8 protein-coding genes are annotated in these 10517 nt (G+C 58.1%); all 8 read right to left on the reverse strand.

What is annotated here, in order from left to right; genetic code table 11:
* The coding region (gene lpxK / locus HMPREF9538_RS02695) for a tetraacyldisaccharide 4'-kinase (RefSeq protein ID WP_009486273.1) at positions 1–671 on the reverse strand (671 nt) is incomplete at its 3' end.
* Positions 668–2416, reverse strand: a complete 1749-nt coding sequence (msbA, locus tag HMPREF9538_RS02690) for a lipid A ABC transporter ATP-binding protein/permease MsbA (protein ID WP_002898170.1) — start codon at positions 2414–2416, stop codon at positions 668–670. The genes lpxK and msbA, both read right to left, overlap by 4 nt.
* Positions 2417–2452: 36 nt before the next feature.
* Complete coding sequence (locus HMPREF9538_RS02685) at positions 2453–4717, reverse strand: ComEC family protein (protein ID WP_020316865.1); 2265 nt, start codon at positions 4715–4717, stop codon at positions 2453–2455.
* Positions 4718–4922: 205 nt separating this feature from the next.
* Positions 4923–5210, reverse strand: coding sequence for an integration host factor subunit beta (gene ihfB, locus HMPREF9538_RS02680; protein ID WP_002898165.1), 288 nt, complete (start codon positions 5208–5210; stop codon positions 4923–4925).
* 151 nt (positions 5211–5361) lie between these two features.
* Complete coding sequence (gene rpsA, locus HMPREF9538_RS02675) at positions 5362–7035, reverse strand: 30S ribosomal protein S1 (protein WP_002898162.1); 1674 nt, start codon at positions 7033–7035, stop codon at positions 5362–5364.
* A 133-nt stretch (positions 7036–7168) separates the two neighbouring features.
* Positions 7169–7852: a (d)CMP kinase gene (gene cmk, locus HMPREF9538_RS02670; RefSeq protein WP_002898160.1), complete on the reverse strand. Its 684-nt coding sequence runs from the start codon at positions 7850–7852 to the stop codon at positions 7169–7171.
* Positions 7853–8026: 174 nt separating this feature from the next.
* Complete coding sequence (aroA, locus tag HMPREF9538_RS02665; protein WP_002898157.1) at positions 8027–9310, reverse strand: 3-phosphoshikimate 1-carboxyvinyltransferase; 1284 nt, start codon at positions 9308–9310, stop codon at positions 8027–8029.
* A gap of 73 nt (positions 9311–9383) precedes the next feature.
* Positions 9384–10472, reverse strand: coding sequence for a 3-phosphoserine/phosphohydroxythreonine transaminase (gene serC, locus HMPREF9538_RS02660; protein ID WP_009486275.1), 1089 nt, complete (start codon positions 10470–10472; stop codon positions 9384–9386).
* Positions 10473–10517: the final 45 nt, after the last annotated feature.

The following is a 10517-nucleotide window of genomic DNA, read 5'->3' on the forward strand; positions in this document are numbered from 1 at the left end:
CCGCGACGTTCGCCGGTAAGCAGGTTAACCGCCATCCCTGGGCGCAGCCGCATCGGGATCTCACCCGGACGCGCCACGCCGCCGTTAACGATAACCGCATCAACGCTTTGCAAGCGCGACGCCCGCTCGCGCATCGGCCCGGCAGGCAGCCACCAGCCGTTGCCAAAGCGGCGCACGCCGTCAATAACGACAATTTCTCTGTCCCGCGCAAGCTTATAGTGCTGCAACCCGTCGTCGGTCACAATCATCTGCAGATCGTGCGCGCTGAGCAATGCTTTTACCGCGTCGCTGCGTAGCGGAGCGACAGCGACCGGGGCACCGGTACGCTGATGGATCAACACCGGTTCATCACCCGCCAGCGCCGTACTGGTTCTGTCGTCCAACACCAGCGGATAGCGTTCAGCTTTACCGCCGTAGCCGCGAGACACGACGCCAACGCGAATACCGCGCTGCTGCAGCTGCTCCACCAGCCAGATCACCACCGGCGTTTTGCCATTGCCGCCGGCGGTCAGGTTACCAACCACCACCACCGGCACCGGCGCGCGCCAGGCTTTTTGCCACCCCAGCTGATAGCTGAGGCGAATCACCCCGCTCACCAGGCCATACAGCCAGGAGAGCGGCAGCAGCAGGCGCCACAGCGGCGATTCCCCGGACCAGATGCGCGCGATCATTCGCCGAATTGCATCTTATGCAGCTGGGCGTACACGCCCTTATGCTCCAGCAGATCATGGTGCGTTCCGCGCTCCACGATCCGCCCGTCTTCAACCACCACGATTTCATCAGCCTGCTCAATGGTCGACAGACGGTGAGCGATAACCAGCGAGGTACGGTTTTTCTGCAGCTCATCCAGCGCCGCCTGAATGGCACGCTCGGACTCGGTATCCAGCGCCGAGGTGGCTTCATCAAGGATCAGGATCGGGCTGTTACGCAGCAGCGCGCGGGCAATAGCAATACGCTGGCGCTGGCCGCCGGACAGCATCACGCCATTCTCGCCGATGATGGTATCCAGACCATTATCCATCTTGTTAATGAAATCCATGGCGTAGGCCATGCGCGCGGCCTCTTCAATCTGCTCGCGGCTGTACTCTTCGGTACGGGCATAGGCGATATTGTTGGCGACGGTATCGTTGAACAGATGCACGTTTTGTGAAACCAGCGCCACCTGGTCGCGCAGCGAGCTCAGCTTGTACTCGCGCAGGTCGTGGCCATCCAGCAGGATCTGCCCCTCGTCGACATCGTAGAAGCGGGTGATCAGGCTGGCAATGGTCGATTTACCCGACCCTGAGCGCCCCACCAGCGCCACTGTTTTCCCTTCCGGGATATCGAGATTGATATTGCGCAGCGCGGCCACTTCGCGACCCGGGTAGGTAAAGGTGACGTTCTCGAACTTGAGATTGCCTTTCGCCCGCTCAATGACCCGCGTACCTTCGTCTTTTTCCTGCTCGGAATCGAGGATCGCAAACAGCGTCTGGCACGCCGCCATCCCGCGCTGGAACTGGGCATTGACGTTGGTCAGCGACTTCAGCGGACGCATCAGCGCAATCATCGAGGAGAAGACCACGGTAATGGTCCCGGCGGTCAGGGTGTCCATCACGCTCGGGAAGCTGGCGGCATACAGGACAAAGGCCAGCGCCAGGGAGGCGATAAGCTGAATGATCGGGTCGGAGATAGACGAGGCGGAAACCATCTTCATCCCCTGCAGACGCATTTTATTGCTGACTTTATCAAAACGTTTGGTTTCCACTTCCTGGCCGCCAAACATCAGCACCTCTTTGTGCCCTTTCAGCATCTGCTCGGCGCTGGTGGTGACCTGCCCCATCGTGTTCTGCATATTCTTACTGATATTGCGAAAACGCTTGGAGACCACGCGGATCGCCACCGACACAATCGGCGCCAGTACGATCAGGATCAGCGACAGCTGCCAGCTGTAATAGAACATCATCACGAACAGACCGATAATCGATGCCCCTTCGCGGACCACGGTGATCAGCGCGCTGGAAGAGGAGGAGGCGACCTGCTCAGAATCATAGGTGATGCGTGACAGCAGCGTTCCGGTAGACTGCTTGTCAAAGAAGGCCACCGGCATACCCATCATGTGGCCGAACAGGCGACGACGCATGGTCATCACCACTTTGCCGGAAACCCAGGAAATACAATAGCTCGAGATGTAGCTGGTGATCCCACGCAGCACCATCAGGCCGATAACCACCAGCGGCATCCATAGCAGCACTGAGCGATCCGTTTTACCAAAACCATCATCCAATAACGGTTTAAGAAGCGATAACATGAAGGTGTCACTGCCCGCGTTAAGCACCAACGCCACCGCCGCTACGATTAGCCCGGCTTTAAACGGCGCGATAATCGGCCAAAGTCGGCGGAAGGTCTGCCACGTGGAGAGATCTTTATCGTTCTGCATTCAATAAACCAGCTTGTGTTGAAATAGCCGCATATTCTACCCGTTATCGGCGGGCGCGCCAAACCACTGATGATACCAACGCGGTAAAACTTGATCCCGTAAGCTATGGATTTGCCACCCTTCTGCGGAAAAAACCACCGTTATCTGCCCCTGCTGCGGCGTGGCGAACCAGCGATAACCCCGCTGGCGGTAGCGCTGAACCACCTTGTACGAGGGCATCCACCACGCATTGTAGCGCGAAGCGGAGGCCAGCGCGGCCGCGCCATCCACCCGGCGGATCAGCAGCGCGCTGGAGGAGGTATTGCTGCCGTGGTGGGGAACCTGAATAAGTGTAGACGTCAGATGCCGCCAGTAACGGCTGATCATCGCCTGCTCCGCCTGACGCTCTATATCGCCGGTGAGCAGGATGCTGGAGCGACCATCATCGATCCGCACCACACAGGAATGATTGTTACCCTTTGCCGTGCTGCCCGGCAGCGGCCACAGGGCCTGGAAGTTGAGTCCCTGCCATTGCCAGCGCTCACCGCGATGACACGGCAGATGATGCGCCCAGCCTAACGGGCTGCGCACCCACGCCTGCGGCCATGCCTGCAGCACTGAATCAAGGCCGCCGCGATGATCCAGATGTTCATGGCTCAGCATAATCCCTTGCAGCTGCAGATGGTGCCAGCGCAACCACGGGATAATCACCTGTTGACCGCTATCACCCTGCGGCCAAGCCGGCCCGGTATCGTAAAGCAATGCCTTACCGTGACGCTCGATCACCATCGCCAGCCCCTGCCCGACATCCAGCATCGTCACCCGCCATTCGTCCGCAGGCGGTTGTCGGCTGAATGGCCGCGTCAGTAAAAACAGCACGCTGAGACACAGCGCCGGTGAATGCCGCCAGCTCTGAAAACGCCAGCCCATCACCAACAGCCACGGCAGGCTACTGATCCACAGCCAGCGAGCATCCAGCGTCAACCAGCCGTCCGGTAAACGTCTTAATCCCCAGAACAATACGGCCAGCACGCGATCGGCCGCCAGCCAGAGTAGCGACTCCACTATCTCCGGCCCCGAGAGATGCACCAGCATCGCGGTCAGAATAAGCGGCACCGCCAACAGGGTGACTAACGGTACCGCCAGCAAATTAGCCGCCATCGACGTCAGGCTGACTCCATGGAATAGCAACAACTGCAGCGGCAGCAGCAGCAGCGTCACGCCAGCCTGCAAATGAACAAGAGCAATTATGGTCTTCCACGGCCAGCGCCAGCGGCCGGCAGGCAACGGGAGCCACTGGAACCAGAAGATCAGCCCCGCCACGGCGAAGGCAGATAGCCACAGGCTTTGCGACAGGACCGCCAGCGGGTCGGCAACCAGTATCGCTCCCAGACAGCAGAGCCACACCTGCCACGCCGTCCATCGCTGGCCCGACAAGCGTAAGGCGCAGCACATGCCCAACCCTACGCAGGTGCGCAGCGCCGGCGGCTGCATACCGGTCAGCCAGGCATAGCCGACGGCGCCGGCCAGCCCGGCCAGCAGCGGCAACCGCCAGCCAATCCAGCGGCCCGGGAGAATATACTGCACGCCGCGCAGCAACAGCATGATAAGAGAAGCCGCGAGAGCGATATGCAGACCCGAGATAGCCATCAGATGGGAAGTGCCCGTGTTCTGCATCAGGACCTTTATCTCCGTCGGCAGAGACAGCCGCTCCCCCATTCCTAATCCCAACATCACCGCGCGCCAGGGATAAGTCTGCAGTCGCCGGGTCAGCGACGCCAGATAGCGGGCGCGCAGACTGCAGCGGGCATCCAGCGCGGAAGCGGCGACGATCCCTCCGCTCAGCGGTCGGTGCTGCGCCAGCGCATAGCGCTGGCTGTCGAAGCCCCCGTCATTGAGCTGCCCGTGCACCGGGCGCAGGCGCAGCGTCATCAGCCAGTGTTGACCCGCACAGGCTGGCGCAGGTGCAAGTTCCCCGTATAGCGTTACGCCTACCGGGGGAAACAGATAGCGGCCCCGCAGGCGCACCATTTGTCCACGGTGCAAGGTCTGGCCATCCGTCTCGCTAAGGATCACTTCCGCTTGCCGGATGGCGCCGGTAAGGTGCCGGGTCGGCCACAGCGCCTGATGCGCGCTCAATACTCCCCAGACCACCAGCAGAAGCGTCATCGCCACTCCGGCGACGGCCCTTCCATGCAGACGAATCAGCGCCAGCGCCAGTGCGCTCGCGCCCGCCAGACTGTACGGGCCCGGCAAGACGGGTAGCCAGAGAAGCGGCAGCATTGCAATGATGGCGCATCCGGTAAGCCATGGTAGACGCATAAACACCTCCCTGTGAGTGGGCAGTGTTACGCAAAGCGGTGCTGGCGTCCTGGCGGCGAATTCAGGCTTGCGCGGCGTATTCCAGACAATCGCCTCGCTTGCAGCCGGGCACGCTTTTTTTGTGAGGATGGCCGTAAATGGCGGGCACAAAAAAAGCACCCGAAGGTGCTTTCTTTATCGTCAGGCAGGCTGCACGTCGTGCAACTCACCCTTCATAAATATTGGCGCGGTCACGTAATTCTTTCCCGGGCTTAAAGTGCGGAACGTACTTACCTTCCAGTTCGACTTTATCACCAGTTTTCGGGTTACGTCCGGTGCGAGGTGCTCGATAGTGCAGAGAAAAGCTGCCGAAACCGCGGATTTCAATGCGCTCACCTTGAGCAAGCGTTGAGGCCATATGTTCCAGCATTTCTTTAACAGCATCTTCCACCGCTTTCGCCGGAATGTGAGATTGCTGGCTGGCAAGTCTTTCAATCAATTCTGACTTGGTCATTATTCCTCCGGTTTCCTTCAAGGCAAAAATTAGCTAACAGCTTAAACAAGGGCGGCCGTAGCCGCCCTTTGTGCTTGATTACAGGACGAATCCTGCAATCTGTCAAGTAAACTCGTCGCTATTCAGGTTGTTATTACCTGAATGACAAAGATTACTCGCCTTTCGCTGCTTTGAACGCTTCAGCCATAGCGTTGTTGGAGAAGTTCGCGTCTTCCTGCTTGTTCACGGTAGCGATAGCGTCTTTTTCTTCCGCTTCGTCTTTCGCACGTACAGACAGGCTCACTACGCGGTTCTTACGATCCACGCCGGTGAATTTCGCTTCAACTTCGTCGCCAACGCTCAGAACCAGAGTTGCGTCTTCAACGCGGTCACGGGATGCTTCAGAAGCACGCAGGTAACCTTCTACGCCGTCAGCCAGTTCTACGGTTGCGCCTTTAGCGTCAACTGCAGTCACTTTACCAACAACGATAGCGCCTTTCTTGTTCAGAGCAACGTAGTTGTTGAACGGATCTTCCGCGAGCTGTTTAACGCCCAGGGAGATACGCTCACGCTCTGCGTCAACCTGCAGAACAACTGCTGCGATTTCGTCGCCTTTTTTGTATTCACGAACTGCTTCTTCGCCTGCAACGTTCCAGGAGATGTCAGACAGGTGAACCAGGCCGTCGATGCCGCCGTCCAGGCCGATGAAGATACCGAAGTCAGTGATAGACTTGATTTTACCTTCAACACGGTCGCCCTTGTTGTGGGTTTCCGCGAACTGCTGCCATGGGTTAGATTTGCACTGCTTCAGACCCAGGGAGATACGACGACGCTCTTCGTCGATATCCAGAACCATTACTTCCACAACGTCGCCAACGTTAACAACTTTGGACGGGTGGATGTTTTTGTTGGTCCAATCCATTTCGGAAACGTGAACCAGGCCTTCAACGCCCTCTTCGATTTCAACGAAGCAGCCGTAGTCGGTCAGGTTGGTCACGCGACCGGTCAGTTTGGTACCTTCCGGATAACGTTTAGCGATAGCCACCCACGGATCTTCGCCCAGCTGTTTCAGGCCCAGGGATACACGGGTACGCTCGCGGTCGAACTTCAGCACTTTAACAGTGATTTCGTCGCCAACGTTTACGATTTCGCTCGGATGCTTAACGCGTTTCCAGGCCATATCGGTGATGTGCAGCAGGCCGTCAACGCCGCCCAGATCAACGAATGCACCGTAGTCAGTGAGGTTCTTAACGATACCTTTGACTTCCATGCCTTCCTGCAGGTTTTCCAGCAGCTGATCGCGCTCTGCGCTGTTTTCGGATTCGATAACGGCACGACGAGAAACAACAACGTTGTTACGCTTCTGGTCCAGCTTGATGACTTTGAACTCAAGCTCTTTGCCTTCCAGGTGCAGCGTGTCGCGCACCGGACGAACGTCTACCAGGGAACCCGGCAGGAACGCACGAATACCGTTCAGCTCAACAGTGAAGCCACCTTTAACTTTGCCGTTGATAACACCGGTAACAGTTTCAGCGTCTTCGTAAGCTTTTTCCAGCGTGATCCAAGCTTCGTGACGTTTAGCTTTCTCACGGGACAGCAGAGTTTCACCGAAGCCGTCTTCTACTGCATCCAGAGCAACGTCAACTTCGTCACCAACCTGGATTTCCAGCTCGCCCTGGGCGTTTTTGAACTGCTCAGCCGGGATGGCGGACTCAGATTTCAGACCGGCGTCAACCAGTACTACGTCTTTGTCGATAGCAACAACAACACCACGAACGATGGAACCCGGGCGGGTTTCGATTTCTTTTAAGGATTCTTCAAACAGTTGAGCAAAAGATTCAGTCATGTTTAATCTTCAGGTTAATATTAACGTCCACCTGGCTCCGTGCCGGATGGGGTTGTTTCACATACCCGCTGACCATCCATTGCCGCGGGGTACTGCTATAATTCGGAGGCTTCGGCGCGTTACCGGTTAAGGCCTACGCAACGGCCAATTTTTCGCGCGCATATTGTAGCGCTTTTTCAATCACTTGCTCAATGTTTAGTTCGGTTGAATCGAGAACTAATGCATCGGCAGCCGGGACAAGCGGCGCCACGGCGCGATTTCGGTCGCGATCGTCACGCTCTTTTATCTCGGACAAAAGACGTTCAAAGTTAACATCAAAGCCCTTTTCCTGCAACTGCCGCATGCGGCGATGCGCCCGCTCGTCGGCCGAGGCATCGAGGAAAATTTTCACCGGCGCGTCCGGGAAAACTACCGTTCCCATATCGCGACCGTCGGCGATAAGCCCCGGCAGTTCGCGGAAGGCGCGCTGGCGGCGCAGCAGCGCTTCGCGAACGCGCGGAAAAGCCGCCACTTTCGAGGCCGCGTTCGCGACCTCCTGAGTGCGAATTTCGCTACTGACATCTTCCCCTTCCAGCACCACTTCCAGGTTGCCGTCAGTAGAAATAAAACGCACGTCAAGATGGGCAGCCAGGGGCACCAGCGCCTCTTCGGACTCCACGTCGACATGATGATGCAGCGCCGCCAGCGCCAGAACGCGGTAGATCGCGCCTGAATCTAACAGATGCCAGCCCAGCGCTTCCGCCATTGCCTTGCACAACGTACCTTTACCCGCACCGCCAGGCCCATCAATGGTGATTACCGGAATATTCGCCGTCATCTTTTTCTCCTTCAGCAAGGCGCATGGAATATAAACGCCGCGCATTATACGCATCAATACGCCGGAAAGTGAGCATTGCTTGTAAATTACGGACTACAGGAAATGAAAAGCAGAAGTTTTGCGCAATTATAGCGGGCTGACAGGATATCAGCCCGCGGGATGACAAAGTTTTACTCAGGCGAGGGTACTGATCCGCGCCAGCTGCTCAAAGTAGTCAGGGAACGTTTTGGCCGTACATTTGGGATCAAGGATGGTCACCGGCGTATCAGACAGCGCTACCAGCGAGAAGCACATCGCCATCCGGTGGTCGTTATAGGTGCCGATTTCTGCGTACTTCAACTTTGCCGGCGGGGTGATGCGGATATAATCTTCCCCCTCTTCCACCTCGGCGCCCACTTTACGCAGCTCGGTCGCCATGGCGAACAGACGGTCCGTCTCCTTGACCCGCCAGTTGTAGATATTGCGCAGGGTAGTGGTCCCTTGCGCGAACAGCGCGGCGGTGGCGATGGTCATCGCGGCGTCCGGGATATGGTTCATATCCATATCGACCGCCTTGAGCTCGCCGTGGGTGCAGGCGATGAAATCGTCGCCCCAGGTGACGGTGGCGCCCATTTTCTCCAGTACGTCGGCGAAACGAATGTCGCCCTGTACGCTGTTGCGGCCGATACCGGTGACTTTTACCGTGCCGCCCTTAATGGCGCCAGCGGCGAGGAAATACGAGGCCGAGGAAGCATCGCCTTCCACCAGGTAATCTCCCGGCGACTGATACTGCTGCTTGCCGCGCACCACAAATCGCTGATAAGACTGATTGTCCACCTCAACGCCGAAGGTTTTCATCAGGTGCAGCGTAATGTCGATATAGGGTTTCGACACCAGATCGCCCTTAATGACGATGACGGTATCCTGCGGCGCCAGCGGCGCGGTCATCAGCAGCGCGGTCAGGAACTGGCTGGAGACGCTGCCGTCAACCTCGACGTTGCCGCCCTGAAAACCGCCGCGCAGGCGCAGCGGTGGATAATTTTCCTGCTCCAGATAGTCGATCTGAGCGCCGCCCTGACGCAGGGCATCCACCAGATGGCCGATCGGACGCTCTTTCATCCGCGGTTCGCCGGTCAGCACGATATCGTTGCTGCCAAGGCACAGGGCCGCCGCCAGCGGACGCATCGCGGTACCGGCGTTGCCAAGGAACAGCTCCAGCGCCGCGGCAGAGCGCAACGGGCCGCCGTTGCCGGTCACTTCGCAGCGGGTGCGGTCGGCAGACAGGGTATATTGAACCCCCAGCGCACTCAGGGCATTCAGCATATGGCGCACATCGTCGCTGTCCAGCAGGTTGGTCAGCACCGTCGTGCCGCGGGCCAGGGCAGCCAGCAGCAGCGCGCGGTTGGAGACGCTTTTCGAACCTGGCAGGTTCACGGTGCCCTCTACGCGTGCGATGGGTTGTAACGTCAGGGATTCCATCAAACTTCACTCTCAAACAAACAGAATAAAAACCCCGCAGACAGGCCGCGGGGAGGAAGAAAGAAACAGGCGATTAACCGTGGCGGCGTTCGAAGTCCAGCATAAAGTCGGTTAACGTCTTCACGCCGTCCAGCGGCATGGCGTTGTAGATGGAAGCACGCATGCCGCCCACCACCCGGTGGCCCTTCAGCGCGTGCAGCCCGGCAGCAAACGACTCTTCGAGGAACAGTTTGTCCAGGGCGCTGTCCGCCAGCTGGAACGGTACGTTCATACGCGAACGGTTGGCCTGCGCCACATCGTTACGATAGAAGCCGCTGTTATCGATCACGCCGTAGAGCAGTTCGGCTTTCTGCTGGTTGATTTTATCCATCGCGGCAACCCCGCCCTGCTGCTTCAGCCACTTAAACACCAGTCCAGCCAGATACCATGCGAACGTCGGCGGTGTGTTAAACATCGAGTCATTCTCGCTTAACACGGTGTAGTCAAGAATTGACGGGCAGGCCACGCTGGCTTTGCCCAGCAGATCTTCACGCACGATGACCAGCGTCAGCCCAGCCGGACCGATATTCTTCTGCGCGCCGGCGTAGATTACGCCGAAGCGGTTGACGTCAATTTCGCGGGAAAGAATGGTGGAGGAGAAATCGGCGGTCACGATGACGTCGTCGCCGAAGTTCGGCGTCTCATCAATCGCGATACCGTCAATGGTTTCGTTCGGGCAGTAGTGCAGATAGGCCGCTCCCGGGGTCAGCTGCCACTCGCTCATCGGCTTCACAGCGCGCTTGCCGTCGACGGTGATTTTCGCATCGATAACGTTCGGCGTGCAGTATTTCTTCGCCTCTTTGACCGCGCTGGCCGCCCAGTAACCGGCGTCCACATAGTCAGCGACCTTTTTATCGCCGAGGATGTTCAGCGGGATCCCGGCGAACTGGCCGCGGCCGCCGCCGTGGCAGAATAAAACTTTATAGTTGGAAGGGATGTTCAGCAGAGCGCGGAAGTCCTGTTCTGCCTCTTCTGCCACCTGGATAAACTCCTTACCACGGTGACTGATCTCCATGACCGACGTCCCCAGACCGTGCCAGTCGCACAGTTCCTGCTGCGCCAGTTTGAGTACTTCCGCCGGCAGCATTGCCGGGCCCGAACTGAAGTTATAGACCTGAGCCATTTCCCCTCACCACGTTGCTATGTTGTTTTGCCCGCGAACCGCCGC

The sequence above is a fragment of the Klebsiella sp. MS 92-3 genome (genome assembly GCF_000195655.1).
Taxonomy (GTDB): domain Bacteria; phylum Pseudomonadota; class Gammaproteobacteria; order Enterobacterales; family Enterobacteriaceae; genus Klebsiella; species Klebsiella pneumoniae.